General features: G+C 72.0%; 18 protein-coding genes. 11 read left to right on the top strand and 7 right to left on the bottom strand.

Annotation, left to right across the window (positions count from 1 at the left end):
• Window positions 1–16 precede the first annotated feature (16 nt).
• The 4 genes from ACP6CK_RS19885 to galE all read right to left on the bottom strand — a co-directional run bounded on the left by ACP6CK_RS19885 (window position 17) and on the right by galE (window position 3,556).
• Window positions 17–853 (bottom strand): calcium-binding protein, encoded by an 837-nt coding sequence (locus ACP6CK_RS19885; RefSeq protein ID WP_426955041.1) that lies wholly within the window; start codon window positions 851–853, stop codon window positions 17–19.
• Between the two features lie 220 nt (window positions 854–1,073).
• Window positions 1,074–1,811: a response regulator transcription factor gene (locus ACP6CK_RS19880; protein WP_426955040.1), complete on the bottom strand. Its 738-nt coding sequence runs from the start codon at window positions 1,809–1,811 to the stop codon at window positions 1,074–1,076.
• A gap of 184 nt (window positions 1,812–1,995) precedes the next feature.
• Window positions 1,996–2,226: a hypothetical protein gene (locus tag ACP6CK_RS19875; protein WP_426955039.1), complete on the bottom strand. Its 231-nt coding sequence runs from the start codon at window positions 2,224–2,226 to the stop codon at window positions 1,996–1,998.
• Between the two features lie 289 nt (window positions 2,227–2,515).
• Window positions 2,516–3,556 carry a UDP-glucose 4-epimerase GalE gene (gene galE / locus ACP6CK_RS19870; protein WP_426955038.1) on the bottom strand — a complete coding sequence of 347 codons (1,041 nt, stop codon included), beginning with the start codon at window positions 3,554–3,556 and terminating at the stop codon, window positions 2,516–2,518.
• A gap of 381 nt (window positions 3,557–3,937) precedes the next feature.
• On the opposite strand from galE, the gene ACP6CK_RS19865 reads away from it, so the two are divergent.
• Window positions 3,938–5,344, top strand: a complete 1,407-nt coding sequence (locus ACP6CK_RS19865; RefSeq protein ID WP_426955037.1) for an aspartate aminotransferase family protein — start codon at window positions 3,938–3,940, stop codon at window positions 5,342–5,344.
• Between the two features lie 229 nt (window positions 5,345–5,573).
• Here ACP6CK_RS19865 and ACP6CK_RS19860 read toward each other — a convergent pair whose 3' ends face one another.
• Complete coding sequence (locus tag ACP6CK_RS19860) at window positions 5,574–5,852, bottom strand: hypothetical protein (protein WP_426955036.1); 279 nt, start codon at window positions 5,850–5,852, stop codon at window positions 5,574–5,576.
• A gap of 333 nt (window positions 5,853–6,185) precedes the next feature.
• On the opposite strand from ACP6CK_RS19860, the gene pehA reads away from it, so the two are divergent.
• From pehA to ACP6CK_RS19820, 8 genes are read left to right on the top strand one after another with little or no spacing between them, the layout of a single operon-like run.
• Window positions 6,186–7,730 (top strand): phosphoric/sulfuric ester hydrolase PehA, encoded by a 1,545-nt coding sequence (pehA, locus tag ACP6CK_RS19855; RefSeq protein WP_426955035.1) that lies wholly within the window; start codon window positions 6,186–6,188, stop codon window positions 7,728–7,730.
• Entirely contained in the window at window positions 7,727–9,352 is a 1,626-nt protein-coding gene (locus tag ACP6CK_RS19850) for an ABC transporter substrate-binding protein (RefSeq protein ID WP_426955034.1), read from the top strand. Before pehA ends, ACP6CK_RS19850 begins: the two co-directional genes overlap by 4 nt.
• A 7-nt stretch (window positions 9,353–9,359) precedes the next feature.
• A complete protein-coding gene (locus ACP6CK_RS19845; protein ID WP_426955033.1) occupies window positions 9,360–10,991 on the top strand; it encodes an ABC transporter substrate-binding protein in 1,632 nt (543 codons plus the stop codon).
• A gap of 4 nt (window positions 10,992–10,995) precedes the next feature.
• Window positions 10,996–12,249, top strand: coding sequence for an alkaline phosphatase family protein (locus ACP6CK_RS19840; protein WP_426955032.1), 1,254 nt, complete (start codon window positions 10,996–10,998; stop codon window positions 12,247–12,249).
• Window positions 12,246–13,232 (top strand): ABC transporter ATP-binding protein, encoded by a 987-nt coding sequence (locus ACP6CK_RS19835; RefSeq protein ID WP_426955031.1) that lies wholly within the window; start codon window positions 12,246–12,248, stop codon window positions 13,230–13,232. The genes ACP6CK_RS19840 and ACP6CK_RS19835 overlap by 4 nt, the downstream gene beginning before the upstream one ends.
• A complete protein-coding gene (locus tag ACP6CK_RS19830) occupies window positions 13,229–14,275 on the top strand; it encodes an ABC transporter ATP-binding protein (protein ID WP_426955030.1) in 1,047 nt (348 codons plus the stop codon). The genes ACP6CK_RS19835 and ACP6CK_RS19830 overlap by 4 nt, the downstream gene beginning before the upstream one ends.
• Complete coding sequence (locus ACP6CK_RS19825) at window positions 14,275–15,210, top strand: ABC transporter permease (protein WP_426955029.1); 936 nt, start codon at window positions 14,275–14,277, stop codon at window positions 15,208–15,210. The genes ACP6CK_RS19830 and ACP6CK_RS19825 overlap by 1 nt, the downstream gene beginning before the upstream one ends.
• Window positions 15,210–16,103 carry an ABC transporter permease gene (locus tag ACP6CK_RS19820; protein WP_426955028.1) on the top strand — a complete coding sequence of 298 codons (894 nt, stop codon included), beginning with the start codon at window positions 15,210–15,212 and terminating at the stop codon, window positions 16,101–16,103. Before ACP6CK_RS19825 ends, ACP6CK_RS19820 begins: the two co-directional genes overlap by 1 nt.
• A gap of 220 nt (window positions 16,104–16,323) precedes the next feature.
• Here ACP6CK_RS19820 and ACP6CK_RS19815 read toward each other — a convergent pair whose 3' ends face one another.
• Entirely contained in the window at window positions 16,324–16,977 is a 654-nt protein-coding gene (locus tag ACP6CK_RS19815; protein ID WP_426955027.1) for a chloramphenicol acetyltransferase, read from the bottom strand.
• Window positions 16,978–17,300: 323 nt separating this feature from the next.
• Between ACP6CK_RS19815 and ACP6CK_RS19810 the strand changes: the two genes are divergently transcribed.
• Window positions 17,301–18,848: a CHAD domain-containing protein gene (locus tag ACP6CK_RS19810; RefSeq protein ID WP_426955026.1), complete on the top strand. Its 1,548-nt coding sequence runs from the start codon at window positions 17,301–17,303 to the stop codon at window positions 18,846–18,848.
• Window positions 18,849–18,939: 91 nt separating this feature from the next.
• On the opposite strand, the gene ACP6CK_RS19805 is transcribed toward ACP6CK_RS19810, so the two are convergent.
• The gene (locus ACP6CK_RS19805) at window positions 18,940–19,701 is read right to left on the bottom strand and encodes an enoyl-CoA hydratase/isomerase family protein (RefSeq protein ID WP_426955025.1); all 762 of its coding nucleotides are present in this window, start codon (window positions 19,699–19,701) and stop codon (window positions 18,940–18,942) included.
• Window positions 19,702–19,880: 179 nt separating this feature from the next.
• Between ACP6CK_RS19805 and ACP6CK_RS19800 the strand changes: the two genes are divergently transcribed.
• Window positions 19,881–20,504, top strand: coding sequence for an ABC transporter substrate-binding protein (locus tag ACP6CK_RS19800; RefSeq protein WP_426955024.1), 624 nt, complete (start codon window positions 19,881–19,883; stop codon window positions 20,502–20,504).
• The last annotated feature ends 13 nt before the right edge of the window (window positions 20,505–20,517 follow it).

The raw sequence follows: 20,517 nt of genomic DNA, 5'->3' as shown, positions 1-20,517 counted from the left end.
ATGGCCGCCACGTGGATCAAACGATCTTCACGTAGCTGTCGAGGTTGCCCACCAGGTCGTCGGCGGAGACGCCGACCAGGCGGATGCTGTCGGCGCCGAGGGTGATGACCGCGCCGGTCGCGTCCTCGGTGATGAAGCCGGCCAGGTCGGCGGCGGTCGTGACACCGGTGCCGTTGATGTTCGCCGCGATCTCCAGCGTGTCGCTGCCCGGCGTGAAGTCCAGCACGACGTCGCGGCCGAAGCCGGAGGCGAAGTAGAAGCTGTCCTCGCCCGAGCCGCCGATGAGCGTGTCGTAGCCCAGCCCGCCGATCAGCGTGTCGTCGCCCGAGCCGCCGGAGATCAGGTCGTGGCCGCCCTGGCCGGACAGGCTGTCGTCGCCCGTGCCGCCGAAGATCGTGTCCGCGCCGTCGCCGCCCGCGACGATGTCGTCGCCGGACCCGCCGTTCACGAGGTCGTCGCCGCGGCCGGCCAGGATGGTGTCGTCGCCGCTGTCGCCCGAGACGGTGTCGTTCCCGTCGCCGGCCAGGATGCGGTCGGCGCCCGTGCCGCCCTCGATCCAGTCGTTGCCGGTGCCGCCGTCGATCACGTCGTCGCCGTTGTCGCCGGCCAGGCGGTCATTGCCGGACTCGCCGTAGAGCACGTCGCTGCCGTTGCCGCCGTAGACGATGTCATGGTCGGCGCCGGCGAAGACCATGTCGTCCCCGCGCCCGGCATAGACGATGTCGTTGCCGCCAAAGGTCGTGATGAGGTTGTCGAAGCTGTGGCCGGGCAGCTGGTCGGCGAAGATCGTGTCGGCGCCCGGCGTGCCGTACCAGTCGGCGTCGCCGCCGGGGATCGAGGCGTAGTCCGGCATGGTCCTGTCTCTCCTTCTCGGGCTCGGTGCAGCCCCGCTGCGTTCCGCCCGGAAGGTTTACGGCGCCGCGGTGCGGCACGGCCCGTTCGCTCGACACATTGCGACACAGGGGGCGACCCAGGCGGGCGCCATGGCGGAAGGCCAGAAGGCGAGAAGAGGCGGCGCGGGCCACGGCATGGCCGGCCGCAGCAGGTCCATCCGGCCCCGCCGGGCGTACAGCTCAGAAGCCGGTGAAGGCGTAGCCGACGCTGCGGACGGGCTTGATCACCTGCGGGTTCCGCGACTTCGCCGACAGCTTCCGGCGAAGCCGGGCCGCGACGTTGTCGATCCCGCGGTCCTGCGGATACCAGGGCCGGTGGAACACCGCCTGGGAGAGCGCCTCCCGGCTCACCGGCAGGCCGCGCTGCTGCGCCAGCGCGTGGAGGAAGTCGAACTCGGCCGAGGTCAGGGCGAGCGGCTCGCCATCCGGGTCGTAGAGCTCCCGCCGCTGGGGAGAGAGGCGCCAGACCTTTCCGTTCGCGGCCGCATCCGGCCGCGGCGGGCTGGGCATCGCGGCCGGCGCGGCGCCGTCCCGGGGGCCCGCGCGGCGGAGCACGGCGCGGATCCGCGCCACCACCTCGCGCGACGTCACATCGGCGGAGATCCAGTCATCCATGCCGTTCTCCAGCCCAGCGACCCGGTCATCGGCGCTGTCGGGCTGACGGGCGCGGAGGACGCAGGGAACATCCGCGACGGCGCGGACCTGGCTCACCACCTCCAGCGCCGGGGAGACCGGACCGCCCATCCAGTGAAGCAGGAGGAGGTTGGGCGGCGTGGCCTCCACCCGGCGGAACAGGGATGGCACCGCCTCGCAGGTCTCGGCTCGCAGACCTTGGCTGTTGAGATAGGCAGCCATCGCCGTGCCCTCCGACGGGTCCCGGTCGAAGACGACAATGCTCGGGTGACCGCCAGGGTTCATCCGGTGATCCACTCGGAATGCGGGTGTTTGCTGCACTGCACAGACAACCATTACGTGCATTGCGAGGCAAAGCGCAAGCCAGAGGGGGCACTAAACTTTTGTTAACTGGATCGTGGCGTCGGCTCGGCCGGTTCATCTCAACCCGCAAGAGGAAGCCCGGCGGGGGTGAACAAGAGACTTTGGATCAGTCGGGCGCCCGGGCCGGTGAGACGTCCAACTCGATGAAGAAGCGGGAGGGGCTTGTCGCGCCCTCCGCATAGCCCGGGTCGACGCGAACCTCCACATGTGCGCCGAGGCCGCAGAGTTCGATCAGCGCGGCCTCCAGAGCGCGGGCGGCTTGCTGGGCGCGGGCCACGGCCGCTTGGACGGCGCCGTTGGCCGGTCCTGGCAGAACACTGTCCCGAGCTCCGTTCATGGGAAACCTTCTTACAGCACCCGCCAGGGTCGTCTAACAAATCATCCAAACGCACCAAACTAATACCAACACCGCCCGCGCCACGCCACAGATACGCACGGGACGATTCGCTCTCGCACCGTTACTAGCAGCTCTCGCTTCGATACTGAACCGCTCTCATGGTGGGCGGCGTGGATCAGGACTCCACACCGCCCGCTCGTCTATTAAAAAGATGAACCCCTGGCACACGCGCGGGGACGCGGCTTGCCGTCTCGATCAGCTCCGCTGCGATCGCCCGCGCCGCACCCTCTCAGACGCCGAGTGGCACGGGAACCCGGCGGGCCCGCTCCGGCGCGGCCCGGATGCGCGGGAAGCCCGTGGGATGCGCGCGCCGCCAGGCGAAGGCCGTGCCCACGATCCGGTCCAGCTCGCCGTGGTGGGGCCGCCACCCCGTATCGCGCCGAAGACGCGCGTTCGACGCGACGAGCACCGGCGGGTCGCCCGGGCGGCGTGGCCCCTCCACCAGCGGCACCGGGGCGCCGGAGACGCGCTCCACCGCGGCGACGATCTCCCGCACCGAATGGCCCATGCCGCTGCCCACGTTGTAGCGGCAGCTCGCCTCCATCCCCAGGCGGCCCATCACCCGGAGATGCGCGTCCGCCAGGTCGGTGACATGAACGTAGTCTCGGATCGCCGTGCCATCCGGCGTGTCGTAATCCGTGCCGAAGATCACCAGCGGCGGCCCCAGCCCGAGCGCCGCGTTGATCGCATTCGGGATCAGGTGCGTCTCCGGGTCGTGGTCTTCCCCGAGCCGTCCACCGGGGTCCGCGCCGGCGGCATTGAAGTAGCGCAGCGACGCGAAGCGGAGCCCGTGCAGGCGAACCGCCCATTCCAGCCCCCGCTCCGCCATCAGCTTCGATTCCCCATAGGGCGAGACCGGCCCTAGGCGGCTCTCCTCGTCGATCGGGATGCGCTCGGGCACGCCGAAGAGCGCCGCGGTCGAGGAGAGCACGAGGCGGCGGCAGCCCGCGCGGACCGCCGCCTCGGCGAGCCAGAGGGTGTTGCCCACATTCTCCGCCATGTAGCGCAGCGGCTCCCGCATGCTCTCGGCGACGAGGGAGAGTGCCGCGAAGTGGAAGATCCCGTCGAAGCGGCCGGCCTGCAGGACCGCGCGCACCCGGTCCCGGTCGGCCAGGTCGATCTCGACCAGCTCCGCCTCCTCCGGCACGGCCGCCCGGTGGCCCTGCCGCAGGTCGTCGAGGACGACGACCTCGTCGCCGCGCTCCAGCAGGGCGAGAACGGTGTGGCTGCCGACATAGCCCGCCCCGCCCGTCACCAGGTAACGTGCCATCCTTCCCCTCCGGCGCTGGCGCGGTCCCACGGCCAGGACGGCCCCCGCCGCAGGGCGAGGACCACGCCGGCCGGTCCCGACTTCGCCCGCAAGGTGTAGACGCGATCGTCCCGCCGCGGCGCCTCCGGATACATCCTCCGACAATTCCGCGGCCCGGGGCGCGCCCTTCGGGAGCCCGGCCGACAGTCCGGCCCGCCGGATAGGAGGTGCCGGGGATTTCCGATTACCATCCGGCACCCCGCCGTCCCCGCACCGGGCGCTCCGCGGCCGCAGCGCACCGGCCAGGCGCGCCCGGCAGCAGGTCCGACAGCAGGTCCGGCAGGGACGTGACGGAAGCCGCGGGACCGCGCCCGGCATCGGAACCGAGACGAGGAGAAGCAGGTGCTCGCATTGCAGGACGCCGGAACGTCGGCCCTCACGCCCACGAACTCCGCGATCGTCTCCGCCTATACGGAGCGCACGCCCGGCTCCGCCGCGCTGCACCGGCGTGCCGCCGGCCTGTTGCCCAGCGGCATCGTCCATGACAGCCGCCACACCGATCCCTACCCGCTCTACGTGCAGCGGGCGGCGGGGCCGCTGAAGTGGGACGTGAACGGGAACGAGCTGGTGGACTTCTACGGCGGCCACGGCGCCCTCCTCCTCGGCCACTGCCATCCCGCCATCGCGGAAGCGGTGCAGAAGCAGCTCGCGCTCGGCACCCACTACGCCGCCTGCCATGCCCTGGAGGTGGAATGGGCCGGGCTGATCCAGGAGATGGTCCGCTGCGCCGAGCGGGTGCGCTTCACCTCCTCCGGCACGGAGGCCACGCACATGGCCGTGCGCCTCGCCCGCGCCTTCACCGGCCGGCCGAAGATCATGCGGCTGCAGCGGCACTTCCACGGCTGGCACGACCACATGGCTTTCGGCGTGGACGGGCATTTCGACGGTACGCCCACCCCGGGCGTGCTGGCCGAGGTGGCGTCCGAGGTCGTGCTCGTCCCCTCCGGCGACCTGGAGGCGGTGGAGCGGGGCTTCGAGCGGGGCGACGTCGCCGCGATCATTCTGGAGCCGACCGGCGCCTCCACCGGCGCGGTGCCGCTCTCGCCGGGCTACCTGCAGGGCCTGCGGGAGGCGACGCGGCGCCACGGTGTCGTGCTCATCTTCGACGAGGTGGTGACCGGCTTCCGCATCGCCCCCGGCGGCGCGCAAGAGGCGACGGGCGTGACGCCCGACCTCTGCACCCTGGCGAAGATCGTCGCCGGCGGCCTGCCCGGCGGCGCGGTGGCCGGCCGGAAGGAAATCCTGGACTGGCTGGACTTCGAGGCTTCCGGCCGCACCGGCCGCGAGAAGATCCGGCACCAGGGCACCTACAACGCCAACCCGCTCTCGGCCGCCGCCGGCACCACGGCGCTCCGCCTGATCCGGGATACCGACGTCTGCGCCCGCGCCAATGCCGCCGCCGCCTCGATGCGCACCGCCTTCAACCGCGTCCTGGCCGAGGAAGGCATCCCCTGGGCGGTCTATGGCGACCACTCCGTGCTGCACTTCTTCACGAACCCGGACGGGCTGGACATCGATCCCCTCACCTGGGACGCGAACGCGCTGCCCGCGCGTGTCTTCGGCGGCGACCCGCGCAAGGGGCTGATGGCGAAGCTCTACCTCGCGCTCCTGGTGAACGGGATCGACCCGAAGGGAAGCCGCGGCGCGATCGTCTCCGCGGTGCACGGCCCCGCGGAGATCGAGCGCGCGGCCGCGGCGTGGCGGGGCGCGCTGCGGATGCTGAAGAAAGAGGGCGAGCTGCGGCACTGAGCCGCCGCCATCGTGACCTTGGGGAGAGGGAGAAGGAGTTCTCTCTCCCCAGACCCCGTCGAACGCGGTACGTTCGGCCGTCGTCCTCTGTTGTCAGACTGCCGCAGGAGGCGGGGTTGGGCGCGCCCGCTCAGCCTTCGTCAACCTGATAACGCAAGCCGACTCACTCAAAGCGCTCTCGGGATGAAGCCCTCAGCACGCCTGTAGGCGGGGCCGCCAGCAACGGGGATCACCGCCGTTCGGACCGCCGCACCTTCGAGATCCGCTCGAGCAAGGCGGTCGCGTGAGCGGCGGCATCCGTCAGGTTGGTGATCTCGGCTGACAGTTCCTCCTCGTCCCGGAAGGCGTCCGGCCCGCGCGCAATCATCACCAGCACGGACACCAGCTCCTCGAAATCGTTCCGGGGCAAACGTGCCGCGATGACCGCCACGGCCGTCTCCAGGACCAGCATCCGCATGTCCGTCGGGTTGCCACCCTGGTCGGGGCCGAGACCCAGCACGCTTTCCATGAACGCTCCTCTCCTTCTGGGTCACGACGGCACGCCGCCGCTGAGTTCCGCCTGTGCCCCGACCCGACGATGCACGCTCCGTCCCTTTCGGGACAGCTTCATGAAAGAGCCGATCTTCATGGCCCGGGCCAGGACAACGCCGGATCGTCGCACCCGGCATCTTCGCACCCGCACAAAACGTTTCTTCTCCGTTCCTTACAGCCGAACGGCATGCTGCGGTGCCGGGACGAGACACGCGGACGCCATGTCATCCGAATGACATCGGCGCGACGCGGACCTGTCCCATGGCCCCGCTAAGAGCCCGCCCGTTCCCAGGGAGCCGCTCCGGCCAGCATGTCGTCATCCCAACAGGGCCGCCGCAACGTCCTGCTCGTCGTCGTGGACCAGTGGCGCGCCGACTTCGTCCCGGCCCTCGGCGCCGGCTTCCTGAAGACCCCGAACCTCGACCGGCTCTGCCGGGAAGGCGTCACCTTCCGGAACCACGTCACCAACACCGTCCCCTGCGGCCCGGCCCGCGCCAGCCTGCTGACCGGGCTCTACCTGATGAACCACCGGGCCGTGCAGAACACGGTGCCGCTGGACGCCCGCCACACCAACCTGGCGAAGGAGCTGCGGCGGATCGGCTACGACCCCGCGCTGATCGGCTACACCACCACCACCCCGGACCCGCGCACCACGGGCAGCCACGACCCCCGCTTCACCACGCTCGGCGACCTGATGGACGGCTTCCGCGCCGTCGGCGCCTTCGAGCCGAGCATGGACGGCTATTTCGGCTGGCTCTCCCAGAAGGGCTACGCGCTGCCGCCGAACCGGGAGGACATCTGGCTCCCGGCCGGCGAGGACCACGTCCCCGGCGCCACCGACCGTCCCAGCCGCATCACCGCGGACCTCTCGGACACCGCCTACTTCACCGAACGGGCGCTGACCTATCTCAAGGGCCGCAACGGCAAGCCCTGGTTCCTGCACCTCGGCTATTACCGCCCGCACCCGCCCTTCATCGCGCCCGAGCCCTACAACCGCATGTACCGGCCGGAGGACATGCCGGCCCTGCAACGCCGCGACACCTGGCAGGAAGAGGCGGCGCAGCACCCGCTGCTGAACTTCTACCTCCGCGGCATCGGCCAGGGCTCCTTCTTCCACGGCGCCGGCGGCGCCGCGACGGGGATGGAGGCGGGCGCGATCGCCCAGATGCGCGCCACCTACTGCGGCCTCATCTCCGAGGTGGACGACGCGCTCGGCCAGGTCGTGGCCTACCTCGACGAGACGGACCAGTGGAAGGACACGCTCGTCATCTTCACCTCGGATCACGGGGAGCAGCTCGGCGACCACTACCTCCTCGGCAAGGTCGGCTACCACGACGAGAGCTTTCGCATCCCGCTGGTGATCAAGGATCCCGACCACCGGGACGCCGCCGGCCGGATCGAGGACGCCTTCACCGAGAGCGTGGACGTGATGCCCACGGTCCTCGAATGGCTCGGCGGCACCGCGCCGCGCGCCTGCGACGGCCGCTCCCTGCTGCCACTCATCGGCGGGCAGAAGCCGGCGGACTGGCGCACCCATCTCTTCTACGAGTACGACTTCCGCGACGTCTTCTACTCCCGGCCCGAAGACGATCTCGGCCTGCCGATGGACGACTGCTCCCTCTGCGTCGTGCAGGACCGGGACTGGAAATACGTCCACTTCGCCGCCCTGCCGCCGCTTCTGTTCGATCTGGAGCGGGACCCAAACGGCTTCACGAACCTCGCCGACGATCCGGCCCATGCGGGCGTGGCGCGCGACTACGCGCAGCTCGCCCTCTCCCACCGCATGCGCCACGCCGAGCGCACGCTGACGCATTTCCGTTCCACCCCCCAGGGCCTTGAGGAGCGCACCCCATGAACCTCTCCCGCCGTCCCCTCCTGCTCGGCGCCGCCGCGGCAGCGGCCTTGCCGCGCTTCGCCATCGCCCAGGCCGACCAGCGCCCGGCCATCAATATCGCCGTGCAGAAGATCTCCAACTCCAACACGCTGGAGGTGCTGCGCGAGCAGTCCAACGTCGGCGAGCGGATCTTCTTCTCTTCCCTGTGGGAGCCGCTGATCGGCCGCGACTGGCTGAACGAGCTGCGCACCGTCCCGATGCTCGCGACCAACTGGCGTCGCATCTCCGACAGCGTGGTGGAGCTGACTCTGCGGGAGGGCGTGAAGTTCCACAACGGCGACACCATGACCGCCGAGGACGTCGCCTTCTCCTTCGGGCGGGAGCGCATGTTCGGCGACACGCCCGCCACCGCGCAGGGCCGCACCATCCAGGTCCGCGGTGACATCATCCCCTCTCCCGCGCAGCGGGAGCTGCCGGTGGAGGTGACCGGCGTCGCCCGCCGCGCCTGGCCGGCGCTGGAGCGGGTGGAGATCGTCAACGCCAACACCGTCCGCTTCCACAACGCGACGCCCGACGTGACGCTGGAAGGCCGCCTCTCCCGCTACGGCAGCGAGATCATCTCCCGCCGCGCCTATCAGGAGGTGGCGGGCTGGTTCGATTGGGCGCGCAAGCCCGTGCTCACCGGTCCCTACAAGGTGGTGGAGTTCCGCCCCGACCACTCGCTGACCCTCGCCTCCCATGACGAGTACTGGGGCGGCCGCCCGCCGCTGCGGGGAATTCGCTTCCTGGAAATCCCGGAGGTCTCCGCTCGCATCAACGCGCTCCGCACGGGCGAGGTGCAGTTCGCCTGCGACCTGCCGCCCGACCAGATCGCCGGCGTGGAGCGCGACCGCGCCTACGAGGTGCAGGGCGGCACGATCCTGAACCACCGCCTGACCTGCTTCGACAAGACCCACCCCGCCCTGCGCGACGCCCGCGTGCGCCGCGCCTTCACCCACGCGATCGACCGTCAGGCGATCGTGGACAGCCTCTGGGGCGGCCGCACCGTTATCCCCCGCGGCCTGCAGTGGGACTACTACGGCGAGATGTATGTCCAGGACTGGGAGGTGCCCCGCTTCGACCAGGCCGAGGCGCGCCGCCTGCTGCGCGAGGCGAATTACCGCGGCGAGCCCATTCCCTACCGCCTGCTGAACAACTACTACACGAACCAGACGCCCACCGCGCAGGTGCTGGTCGAGATGTGGCGCGCCGTGGGGCTGAACGTCTCCATCGACATGAAGGAGAACTGGTCCCAGATCCTGGAGCGCACGCCGGGCCGCGCGGTGCGGGACTGGTCGAACTCCGCGCCCTTCAACGACCCGGTCTCCTCGCTCGTCGCGCAGCACGGCCCGAACGGCCAGCAGCAGCAGGTCGGCGAATACACGAACGACGAGCTGAACAATCTCTGCGTGGAGCTGGAGACGAGCACCGACCGCCCGCGGCGCAAGAGGGTCTTCCGCCGCCTGCTGGAGATCGCGGAGCGGGAGGACCCCGCCTATACCGTGCTGCACCAGAACGCGACCTTCACCGCCAAGCGCCGGGATATTCGCTGGAAGGCGGCGCCGGCCTTCGCTATGGATTTCCGTCAGGGAAACTGGGGATAACACGTCCATGGTGCTGACCCGTCGTGCCGCGCTGGCCTCTGCCGGCGCGGCGGTGGTGCTTCCCCGCTTCGCGATCGCGCAATCCGACCAGCGACCCGCGATCACTGTTGCAGTGCAAAAGATCGCCAACACGAACACGCTGGAACCGCTGCGGGAGCAGTCGAACGTCGGCACCCGCCACAGCGGCCTCTACGGAGAGGCGCTGATCGAGCAGGACTGGCTCGGCGATCTCGGCCTGAAGCCCGGCCTCGCCACCGCCTGGCGCCGGGTGGACGACCGGACGCTGGAATTCGATCTCCGCCCCGGCGTGCGCTTCCACGACGGGCGGGAGATGACGGCGGAGGACGTCGCCTTCTCCTTCGGGCCCGGGCGCATGTGGGGCGCCGCCGATCCCTCCACCGCCCGCAACCTCTTCGGCAACGTCCCCGGCCGAACCCAGGGGAAGGAGCCCCCGCCGGAGGCCGCGGCCATCGCCCGCCGCACCTATCCCGGCTTCGACCGGATCGAGGTGGTCGGGCCGCGCACCGTCCGCTTCGTGAACAAGGTGCCCGACCCGGCGCTGGAGGGACGGATGTCCCGCAACACCGGCATGATCCTGTCGCGCGCGGGCTTCGACGCCGCCGCGTCCTGGCTGGACTGGGCACGCAAGCCCGTCGGCACCGGCCCCTATCGGGTGGAGGCCTTCCGCCCCGACCAGTCGCTGACGCTGGTGTCCCATGACGAGTACTGGGGCGGCCGCCCGCCGCTGCGCCAGGTCCGCTTCCTGGAGGTGCCGGAGGTCTCGGGGCGCATCAACATGCTCCTCTCCGGGGAGGCCGACTTCGCCTGCGACATCCCGCCGGACCAGATCAGCGCCTTCGACCGCACGCCCCGGCACGAGGTGGTGGGCGGCCCGATCATGAATCATCGGCTGACCGTCTTCGACAAGACGCACCCGAACCTGCGGGACGCGCGCATCCGCCGCGCCTTCACCCACGCGATCGACCGCCAGGCGATCGTGGACGCCATGTGGGGCGGACGCGCCGCCATCCCGCGCGGCGAGCAGTTCGAGTTCTACGGCCCGATGTACCTCTCGGACTGGGAGGCCCCGCGCCACGACCCCGCCGAGGCCCGCCGCCTGCTGCGGGAGGCGAATTACCGCGGCGCGCCGATCCCCTATCGCCTGCTGAACAACTACTACACCGCCCAGGTCGCCACCGCGCAGATCCTGGTGGAGGGCTGGCGCGCCGTCGGCCTGAACGTCCAGATCGAGATGAAGGAGAACTTCCCGCAGGTCCTGTCCAACCAGGGCGCCGGCACGCCGTCCGGCCGCGGGGTGCGGGACTGGTCCAACTCCGCCAGCTTCAACGATCCCGTCGCCTCCCTCACCTCCTCCCACGGGCCGGAGGGGCAGCAATGGCAGATCGGGGAGTGGCGGAACGACGAGTTCGGCCAGCTCTCCGCCGTGCTGGAAGGCTCCATGGAGCTGGAGGCACGCCGCCGCGCCTTCCGCCGCATGCTCGAGATCATCGAGCGCGAGGACCCCGGCTACACCGTCCTGCACCAGACGATGAACTTCACGGCGAAGCGCAAGGACCTGCCCTGGAAGGCCGGACAGGCCTTCGCCATGGACTTCTCCGCCCGGAACTGGGGGCGCTGAGGCGATGCGACGCGCGGTCATCCTCGTCCTCGACGGCCTGCGGCGGGACACGGTCACGCCGGACTCCATGCCGAACCTTCACGCCCTCTCGCAACAGGGCGCCTGGTTCGCGGCGCACCGGTCGGTCTTCCCCTCCGTCACCCGCTGCTGCTCCGCCGCCTTCTCGACCGGCTGCCACCCCGCGCGGAACGGCCTGCAGGGCAACACCGTCGCCCTGGTGGAAGGCGGCCGCTTCGTCCTGCGGGACGCGGGTGAGCCCGACTTCCTCGACCACAAGCAGGCCGCGACCGGCGCGCGGATCGAGGTGCCCACGATGGCCGACCGCGTCGCCGCCCATGGCGGCCTCGCGGTCTACAGCAACGGCTCCCCCGGTGCCTGCCGCGCGCATGACCCGAACGGCGTCGCCCGCGCCCGCAACCGCGCCACCGGCTGGGGCGGCGGAAGCTCCTTCGGCACCGCCGTCGATGCGGATGGCGACGCCACCGTGATCCGCGCCTTCATCGACGAGGCGGTGAACGGCCCCTATGCCATCTCCCTCGCCTGGTGCTGCGAGCCCGACCACCTGCAGCACCTCGTCCCCCTCGGCTCGCCCGAGGCCCTGGCCGTGCTGCGCCGCGCCGACGACCGCGTGGCCGAGGTCGCCGCCGCCGTGGAAGGCCGCCGCGCGCGGGACGAGGATGTCCTCTTCCTCATCGCCTCCGACCACGGCCACGACACGGTGGCCGATGTGGTGGACGTCAACGCCGCGCTGGAGGCCGCCGGCGCCCGCCGCGGCCCCGGTGATGACGGCCTGACCGCCGTCGCCAACGGCAACACCGCCCTGCTCTTCGCCCTGCCGGGGCGGGAAGCCGACGCTGCCCGCGCCCTGGAGGCGCTGCGCGGCATGGACTGGGCCGGCACGGTGCTGGACGCGGAGGGCCTGCGCGCCCATGGCCAAGCGCCGCGCCACCACCTCTTCGGCGCCGTCGCGCTGCGCACCTGGGACGCGCCGAACGAGTACGGCGTGCCGGGCATGTGCCTCATGGCGAAGCCGGATTTCGGCAAGCCGGGCCGGCTGGGCTTCGGGATGCACGGGGCGCTCGGCATCGGCGAGCAGGGGCCGACCCTGCTGGCCCTCGGTGCCGCCTTCCCGCCCTCCCGCGTCACCGCGCCGACCAGCCTCGTGGACATCGCCCCGACCGTCCTCGCCCATCTCGGCCTGCCCGTCGACGGAATGGATGGCCGCGCCCTGCAACCCGTCCCGGCCGAAGTCGCGTGACCGCCCTTGTCGAGATCCAGGGGCTGACCGCCGCCTTCGACGGCGTGCCGGCCCTGCGCGGCGTGGACCTCTCGGTCGGCCGCGGAGAAGCCGTGGCGCTGGTCGGGGAATCCGGCTGCGGCAAGTCCGTCACCTGGCTCGCGGCGCTTGGCCTGCTGCCGGGCAAGGCGCGGGTCACGGGCAGCGTCCGGCTGGACGGACAGGAGATCCTGCACGCCGCCCCCGCCGTGCTGGACCGGGTGCGCGGCGGCCGCGTCGCCATGATCTTCCAGGACCCCGCCAGCAGCCTGAATCCCGTCCACCGCATCGGCCGCCAGATCACCGAGGCCCTGCGCCTGCACCGCGGCCTGGACGGCGCCGCGGCGCGGGAGGAGGCGCGGCGCCTGCTGGACCGCGTCGGCATGCCCGATGCGCGCCGCCGCCTGGACGCCTACCCGCACGAGCTCTCCGGCGGGCAGAACCAGCGGGTGATGATCGCCATGGCCCTCGCCGGCCAGCCGGAGCTGCTGGTGGCGGACGAGCCGACCACCGCGCTGGACGTGACGATCCAGGCGCAGATCCTCGAACTCCTCCAGGAAATCCGCCGCGATACCGGCATGGCGCTCGTCCTCATCTCCCACGACCTCGGCGTGGTGGGCGAGACCTGCGAGCGCGTCCTGGTCATGTATGCCGGCCGCATCGTGGAGGAGACGGCCTCGGCCGACCTCTTCGCCGCCCCCGCGCATCCCTACGCCGCCGGCCTCCTGGCGGCCCTGCCGCCGATCGACGGCCCGCGCCGTCCCCTGGCTGCCATCCCCGGCGGCGTGCCGGAGCCCTGGGCCATGCCGCCCGGCTGCCCCTACGCCCCGCGCTGCCCCCGCCACGTGGCGGCCTGCGATGCCGCGCCGCCCGCGCTGATGACGGTCTCGCCCGGCCACCGCGCGGCCTGCATCCGGCCCATCGAGCACGCCTTCACCCCCGAATCCGCACTGCTCCCCGCATGACCGATCCCGCTTCCGAGCCCCTGCTGCACGCGCAGGGGCTCGTGCGCCGCTACGCCATGCGCCGCGGCCTGTTCGGCCGTCCTGTCGAAGTCCGGGCGGTGGACGGCGTCTCCCTCACCCTGCACCGTGGCCGCACCCTCGGGCTGGTGGGGGAATCCGGCTGCGGCAAGTCCACCACCGGCCGCCTGATGCTCGGCCTGGAAACGCCGGACGAGGGCGGCGTCGCCTTCGAGAACGCCCGCATGCCCGCCCCCGGCACCCCGGCCTGGCGCCGCCTGCGCGCCCGCATGGCGATGGTCTACCAGGACCCGCTCGGCGCCCTGGACCGCCGCCTGCCCATCGGCGCCCAGGTGGCGGAGCCGCTCGAGATCCACGGCCTCGGGACCCGCGCCGACCGCCCCGCCCGGGTGGAGGCGCTGCTCCGCCAGGTCGGCCTGCGCGGCGACCACGCGGCGCGCTACCCGCACGAGCTTTCCGGCGGCCAGCGGCAGCGCGCCGTGCTCGCCCGCGCCCTCGCCACCGCCCCGGACCTGCTCGTCTGCGACGAGCCGATCTCCGCCCTCGACGTCTCCATCCAGGCGCAGGTGATGAACCTGCTGTCGGAGGTGCAGGCGCGCACGGGGATCGCGATGCTCTTCATCTCCCACGACCTGCGCGCCGTGCGGCAGATGAGCCACCGCGTCGCCGTGATGTACCTCGGCCGCGTCGTGGAGGAGGGCGAGCCCGACGCGGTGCTGCACGATCCCGCGCACCCCTATGCCCAGGCCCTCGTCTCCGCCATCCCGCATCCCGGGCGCCGCGGAAAGCGGATTGTGCTGCGCGGCGATCCGCCCAACCCCGCCGCCCGCCCGCCGGGCTGCGCCTTCCACCCGCGCTGCGCCGTCGCCGCCGCCCTCTGCGCGCGGGAGGTCCCGGCCCTGAAGCGCCGCGCCTCGGATGGCCGCCTCGTCGCCTGCCACGTCGCGCACGGGGATGTCGCGCCGGGAGACGGCGCGGTTCCCACCGCCCTCTCCGCACCCGTGCCGGAACGGGAGGCCGCCTGATGCTCCGCTTCCTCTCCACCCGCCTTGCCCGCGCCCTGCTGACGATGGTGCTGGTGGTCACCTTCGCCTTCGTCGTGCTGCGTCTGTCCGGCGACCCGGCCCTGCTCATCATGTCCGCCGACGCGCCGCCCGAGGCCATCGCCGCCTTCCGCCGCGCCTGGGGCCTGGATGACCCGATCTGGCAGCAATACCTGCGCTACTTCACCGCGATCTTCCGCGGCGACCTCGGCCAGTCCATGCGGGACGGCCGCCCCGCGATCGAACTCGTGGCGGAACGCATCCCCGCCACGCTCGCCCTGACCCTGCCGGCGCTCGCCATCAAGCTCGGCCTCGGCATCCCCGCGGGCGTCTATGCGGCGCTCCACCGCAACTCCTTCGCCGACCGCGCGGTGATGCTGCTGGCGGTGGCGGGCTTCACCGTGCCCTCCTTCGTGCTCGGGCTGGTGCTCGTGCTCGTCTTCGCCGTGCAGCTGGGCTGGCTGCCCTCCGGCGGCCAGGAATCCTGGCGGCACGCGATCCTGCCGGTGATCACCCTCGGCATCGGCGGCGCCGCGGTGCTCGCCCGCTTCACCCGCTCCGCGATGCTGGAAGTTCTCGGCCAGCCCTACATGCGGACCGCGCTCGCCAAGGGCGTGCCCTGGTCGGTGGCGGTGCGCCGCCACGCCCTGCCCAACGCCGCCATCCCCACCGTCACCATCGTCGGCTTCATGGTCGGCAGCCTGCTGGCCGGCGCGGTGGTGGTGGAGAGCGTCTTCTCCTGGCCCGGCGTCGGCCGCCTGCTGGTGGTGGCGGTGGCGAACCGGGACCTGGCGGTCGTGCAATGCATCCTCCTGCTGGTGGCCGCCACCATGGTGACGGCCAACCTCGTGGTGGACCTCCTCTACGGCGCGCTCGACCCCCGGCTGCGCGCCGCTCCCCGGAAGGCCGCGGCCTGATGTCGGACCTCGCCCTCAACCCCGCCGCGGCGCCGGAACCGGCCGTCGCCGCCCCGCCCGCCCGCAAGCGCGCCCGCCTGCCACTGCTGGTGATCTTCGCCCTGTTCTGGGTGGCGCTGATGCTGGTCGTCGCCCTCGGCGCCGACCTCATCTCCCCCTACCCCTACACCGCGCTGGACCTGCGCAACCGCCTCACCCCGCCGATCGGGTGGGGCGGCAACTGGGCGCATCCCCTGGGCACGGACGAGCTGGGCCGGGACGTGCTGTCGCGCCTCATCATGTCCATCCGCATGAGCCTGCTCATCGCCTTCGGCGCCACCGGCATCGCCGCCGTGCTCGGCGTCTCGCTCGGCTTCCTCGCCGCGCATTTCCGCGGGCTGGCGGAGCAGGCCGTGCTCGCCCTGGTGGATTTCCAGGCCTCCCTGCCCTTCCTCATCCTGGCGCTGGCGGTGCTCGCCTTCTTCGGCAACTCGCTGCCGCTCTTCATCTGCCTTCTCGGCCTGCACGGGTGGGAGCGCTACGCCCGCATCGCCCGCGGCCTCGCGATCAGCGCCGGCGCGCAGGGCTACGCGGCAGCGGTGGTGCAGCTCGGCGCCTCCCCCTGGCGGGTCTACGGGCGTCACGTGCTGCCGAACATCGCCTCCACCCTCATCGTCTCCATGACCCTCGCCTTCCCCGAGATCATCCTGCTGGAGAGTGGCCTGTCCTTCCTCGGCCTCGGCGTGCAGCCGCCGATGACCTCGCTCGGGAACATGGTCGGCTACGGGCGGGAATACCTGACGCGCGCGCCCTGGATCCTGCTGGCGCCGTCCTCGGTGATCGTGTTGACCACCCTGTCCGTCTCCCTCCTCGGCGACTGGTTGCGGGACCGGCTGGACCCGACCCTGCGTTAGACAGTGCGGGTGACTCTGGGGGAGAGAACGGATTCTCTCCCCCAGACCCCCACTCATCTCTTTTCATCAGGCTGCCGCGGAATGCGGTAATGGGAGAGCCCGCAGCAGAAATCCGCGGCAGCCTAATAGAGAGAGAGGCGGGAGAGGGGCCTGGGGAGAGGAAGAATTCCTTCTCCCTTTCCCCAGAGTCACACAGCACGCCCGTTGGATCGGGCGCTCATCACGCGCCCGGATCGTGCTTCACGCAGAACGCCTCGGCCGACAGCGAACGAAAGTCCTGCAACGCATCGCCCAGCCGCTCGTGCGGCCAGTCCCACCAGCGGATGCGCATCAGCGCGGCGATCACCTCGGGATCGAAGCGATGCCGCACCACCCGCCCGGGCACGCCCACCACCACCGCGAAGGGCGGCACGTCGCGCGACACCACGGCGCCCGCGCCGATCGCCGCACCGGCGCCGACCGTCACGCCGGGCAGGATGATCGCCCCGTGTCCGATCCAGACATCCGGCCCCAGCGTCACCGGCTTGCCGCGCCGCCAGTCGAAGAAGCCCGCCTCGTCATCCCCCAGCCCATAGGCCGAGGCGCGATAGGTGAAGTGGTTCAGCGCCACCCGATCCAGCGGATGGTTGCCCGGGTTGATCCGGACATTCGCCGCGATCGAGCAGAATTTTCCGACCTGCGTGTAGATGATGTCGCTGTCATTCCCGACATAGGCGTAGTCGCCGAACTCGGTCTCCGCGATGCGCGTGCCGGCGCCCACCTCGCAGAAGCGGCCGAAGCGGCTGTCGCGCACGCGCGCGGTGGGGTGGATGGACGGCGAATCCCCCAGCGCCTTGCCAACGGTGTCGGGATCGGTGCGGGGCGTCTGGCTCATCGGCTCAGCGTTCCCGGTTCCGGCGGGTGGAGTTCATCGCGAAGGAACCGGAAGGACGCGAGGCGGGGCAGCGCGGCCGTGGAGATGCGGCCACGCCGCCGGGAGGAAGGATCGAGGCACGTCGGTCATCCGGGCTTGCGGCAAGCGCGGCTTCTCCCCGACAGCCGGTGTCCGCCTCGCGGCAGGGCGGCGAAGCTTTCGTGACATTCCACATCGGCCTGCGGGACCTTCCCCATTCGCCCCCGCCAGCCCGCCCACACGTTCCGGCCCGGCAGCATCTTGTCACTGGCGTCCGGCCCCGGCGCCCACCAACTTGGCCGCCCATGACCACCGATGATGCCGCCGAAACCCGCGACCGGTCCGCCGCGCCCGTGGAGCTGGAGATCAAGTTCCAGCTCTCCGAGGAGTCCGCGAAGCGCCTCGCCGCCCTGCCGGCGCTGTGCCCGCCCGGCACCGGAGCGCCGGAGCCGCGGCGGGAGGTCACGACCTATTTCGACACGCCCGACGGCGAGATCGCGCGCCAGGGCGGGAGCCTCCGCATCCGCCAGGCCGCCGGACACTGCGTGCAGACCCTGAAGCTGCGCCGTCCCGGCGCCAATCCCTTCGACCGAGGGGAATGGGAATGGCCGCTGGCGGAATCGCGGCTCGATCCCGGCCTGCTGCGCGGCACGCCGCTGGAGGAACTGGCGGGCCTCGGGCACCGGCTGCGCCCCGTCTTCACCGCCGATGTCCGCCGCAGCGTCCTCTCGCTCCGCCGCGAGGATGCCGTCATCGAGGTCTCGCATGACGAGGGCATGCTGCGGGCCGGAGAGGTGGCCGAGGCGATCCGCGAGATCGAGCTCGAGCTGAAGGAGGGCGAGCCCGGCGCCCTCTTCCGCTTCGCCGCCGCGCTGCACGCCGCCGTGCCGCTCCGCCTCGGCGCGGAGAGCAAGTCGGACCGCGGCTGGCGGCTGCGCACCGGCCAGCCCCGCGCGGCGGAAGATCCCGCGGAGCCCGCGATCGAGAGCGACGCCCCCGCCACGGACGCGTTGCGCCGCATCCTCGGCGCCGGGCTGGGTAGCCTTCTCGCGAACCTGCCCGCCGCCTCCGCGGGCGGGGCGGAGGGCGTGCACGGGATGCGCGTCGCCGTGCGCCGGCTCCGCGCCGCCCTCGCCCTGTTCCGCCCGCACCTCGATCCCGCCGCCGAGGCGCGCTTCACCGCCGCCCTCCGGGAACTCGGGCGCGCGCTCGGCGGCCCGCGCGACTGGGACGTGTTCTGCACGCAGACGCTCGGGGAGGCGGCCTCGGACGGCGTGGACGGCCCCCTGCTCGATGCGCTCCGGCGGGCGGCGGACGCCCGCCGGGCCGAGGCCCATAACCGGCTGCGGGAGGCGCTCGCCGGGCCCGACCTGACGACCCTCGTGCTCGACCTGATGGCCTGGGCCGAGGACCCGGCCGCGCTCACCGGTGTGCCGGACGGGGGGAGGATGGCGGCGCCGGTCGGCGACCTCGCGCCCGGGCTGGAGGCACGGCTGGAGCGCAAGGTCGTCCGCCGCGGCCGGCACATCCGCCGGCGGGACGACGAGGCGCTGCACGCCCTGCGCAAGTCGCTCAAGCGGCTGCGCTACGGCGTGGCCTTCCTCGCGCCGCTGCACCGTCCCAAGCGCGTGCGGCACTACCTCAAGGGATGCAAGGTCCTGCAGGAGGACCTCGGCGCCTTCAACGACGCCGCGGTGGCGGCCGCCCTGGCAGCGGAACTCCTGGCCGGGGATCCGGCCCTCGCCCCCTCGGTCACGGCGCTGCAGGACTGGGCGGCGGCGCGGCAGGACCGGGCGCGCGGCCACCTGCGCCGCGGCTGGCGCCGCTTCCGCGCCGAATCCCTGCCGGACTAGCCGGGCGACGGGCGCGACCGCACGGGCCACCGTTCGGAGCGTCCGGTCCGGGCCGGCGCCAGCACGCCGATCGACAAGGGCGGCCGCCCGCTCAGGCCCGCTTCCCCGCCACGAAGGCGCGCGCCCCGGCGGAGAGCGCACCGGCCGCGAAGTTGGCCGCGTGCGCCTCGTGCGCGAAGGCCTTCAGCTTCCCGAACTCGTCCTCGGTCCGCAGCCGCCACCACTCCTTCGTCAGGCGGATGCCGCCGGGCGGCTTGGCGGCGAGCCCCGCCGCGACCTCCGCCACCCGGGCATCCAGCGCCCCCTCCGGATGCACCTCGTGCAGCAGGTGCCAGGACAGCGCCTCGGACGCGGGGATGAAGTCCGCCATCATGATCAGCCGGCGCGTCAGCGATTCCCCGATCACCGGCACCAGCAGGAAGCTGGCCGTGATCGCGGCCGAGCCGATGTTGAACTCGGTCATCCCGCAGCGGGTGTCCTCCGCCGCGATCCGCAGGTCGCACAACAGGGCGAGCTGCAGCCCGGCACCGGCCACCGGCCCGTGCATCCGCGCGATCACCGGCTTGGAACAGCGGCGCATCCGGTCATAGAGCTGCAGGTAGTGCTCGATCCGGTCATGCGCCGCCGCGGCGTCCATCCCCGCGCTCTCCTTCTGATCCTGCCCGGCGCAGAAGGCGCGCCCCTCGCCGCGCAGCACGATGCAGCGCACGGCGTCATCCGCATCCAGGCGCAAGAAGGCGTCGATCAGGTCCAGCCGCTGCCGCCGGTTCAGCGCGTTCAGCACCTGCGGCCGCCGCAGCGTCAGCGTCGCGACACCGGCCTCAACCGCGAGCCCGAGGGCCTCGTAGGACATGGCAGCAATCCCCCTGTTGGACCGCCGTGCCCGATACGGGACAGCAGGCAATCCGTCGCCCCGCCGGCCCTCGTGATGGTGGGGGCGGGGCGGCACTGGTATACGCTGCGCCGCAGGTCACCCCATCATCGAACCCCATCTCTTCTGCGAGTTGCTCGATCATGAATGAACACCCCCCGGTGACGCGGCCCCGGATCGTGACGGCCCGCCGGGCCGTCCTGCTGGGGGCCGCCGCGGCCGCGCTTCCCCGCCTGGCCCTGGCACAGTCCTCGCCGGCCGAGGTGGTGGAGCGGTTCCACGCCCTGCTGATCGAGCTGATGCGGGATGCGCGCCGCCTCGGCCCGCGCGGCCGCTTCGACCGGCTGCGCCCGGCGATGGACACCGCCTTCGACCTGCCGGCCATGGCCCGCATCGCCGTCGGCCCGCCCTGGAGCCGGATGACGCCGGAACAGCAGCGCGCGATCAGCCAGAGCTTCGCCGAGTGGTCGGTCGCCACCTACGCCAACCGCTTCAACGGCTTCTCGGGCGAGAGCTTCACCACCGTTGGCGCCTCGACCCTGCAGAACGGCGACCAGCTCGTGCGCACCTCGCTGAACCGGGTGAACGACGCGCCGGTCACGCTGAGCTACCTCATGCGCCGGGCCCAGGACGGCACCTGGCGGATCGTGGATGTCTACCTGACCGGCACGATCAGCGAGCTGGCCTCCCGCCGCTCGGAATTCGCGACCGTGCTGGCGCAGGGCGGGCCGGATCAGCTGGCCGCGGAACTCCGCCGCCGCGCCGCCGGGCTGCTGCAGGGATAGCGCCTCGTCCGGC

Origin of the sequence: Muricoccus radiodurans, assembly GCF_050154705.1 — a bacterium.
Lineage (GTDB): Bacteria > Pseudomonadota > Alphaproteobacteria > Acetobacterales > Acetobacteraceae > Roseomonas > Roseomonas radiodurans.
The sequence above is the reverse complement of the archived record's forward strand: the minus strand, read 5'-3'. Positions and strand labels throughout refer to the sequence as shown.

Excerpts from the sequence above, each read along its gene's own strand:
- ACP6CK_RS19875 (WP_426955039.1), bottom strand. The coding sequence starts at position 2,226 with ATGAACGGAGCTCGGGACAGTGTTCTGCCAGGACCGGCCAACGGCGCC.
- ACP6CK_RS19885 (WP_426955041.1), bottom strand. The coding sequence starts at position 853 with ATGCCGGACTACGCCTCGATCCCCGGCGGCGACGCCGACTGGTACGGC.
- galE (WP_426955038.1), bottom strand. The coding sequence starts at position 3,556 with ATGGCACGTTACCTGGTGACGGGCGGGGCGGGCTATGTCGGCAGCCAC.
- ACP6CK_RS19825 (WP_426955029.1), top strand. The coding sequence starts at position 14,275 with ATGCTCCGCTTCCTCTCCACCCGCCTTGCCCGCGCCCTGCTGACGATG.
- ACP6CK_RS19860 (WP_426955036.1), bottom strand. The coding sequence starts at position 5,852 with ATGGAAAGCGTGCTGGGTCTCGGCCCCGACCAGGGTGGCAACCCGACG.
- ACP6CK_RS19820 (WP_426955028.1), top strand. The coding sequence starts at position 15,210 with ATGTCGGACCTCGCCCTCAACCCCGCCGCGGCGCCGGAACCGGCCGTC.
- ACP6CK_RS19830 (WP_426955030.1), top strand. The coding sequence starts at position 13,229 with ATGACCGATCCCGCTTCCGAGCCCCTGCTGCACGCGCAGGGGCTCGTG.
- ACP6CK_RS19880 (WP_426955040.1), bottom strand. The coding sequence starts at position 1,811 with ATGAACCCTGGCGGTCACCCGAGCATTGTCGTCTTCGACCGGGACCCG.
- pehA (WP_426955035.1), top strand. The coding sequence starts at position 6,186 with ATGTCGTCATCCCAACAGGGCCGCCGCAACGTCCTGCTCGTCGTCGTG.
- ACP6CK_RS19805 (WP_426955025.1), bottom strand. The coding sequence starts at position 19,701 with ATGTCCTACGAGGCCCTCGGGCTCGCGGTTGAGGCCGGTGTCGCGACG.
- ACP6CK_RS19840 (WP_426955032.1), top strand. The coding sequence starts at position 10,996 with ATGCGACGCGCGGTCATCCTCGTCCTCGACGGCCTGCGGCGGGACACG.
- ACP6CK_RS19850 (WP_426955034.1), top strand. The coding sequence starts at position 7,727 with ATGAACCTCTCCCGCCGTCCCCTCCTGCTCGGCGCCGCCGCGGCAGCG.
- ACP6CK_RS19815 (WP_426955027.1), bottom strand. The coding sequence starts at position 16,977 with ATGAGCCAGACGCCCCGCACCGATCCCGACACCGTTGGCAAGGCGCTG.
- ACP6CK_RS19845 (WP_426955033.1), top strand. The coding sequence starts at position 9,360 with ATGGTGCTGACCCGTCGTGCCGCGCTGGCCTCTGCCGGCGCGGCGGTG.
- ACP6CK_RS19810 (WP_426955026.1), top strand. The coding sequence starts at position 17,301 with ATGACCACCGATGATGCCGCCGAAACCCGCGACCGGTCCGCCGCGCCC.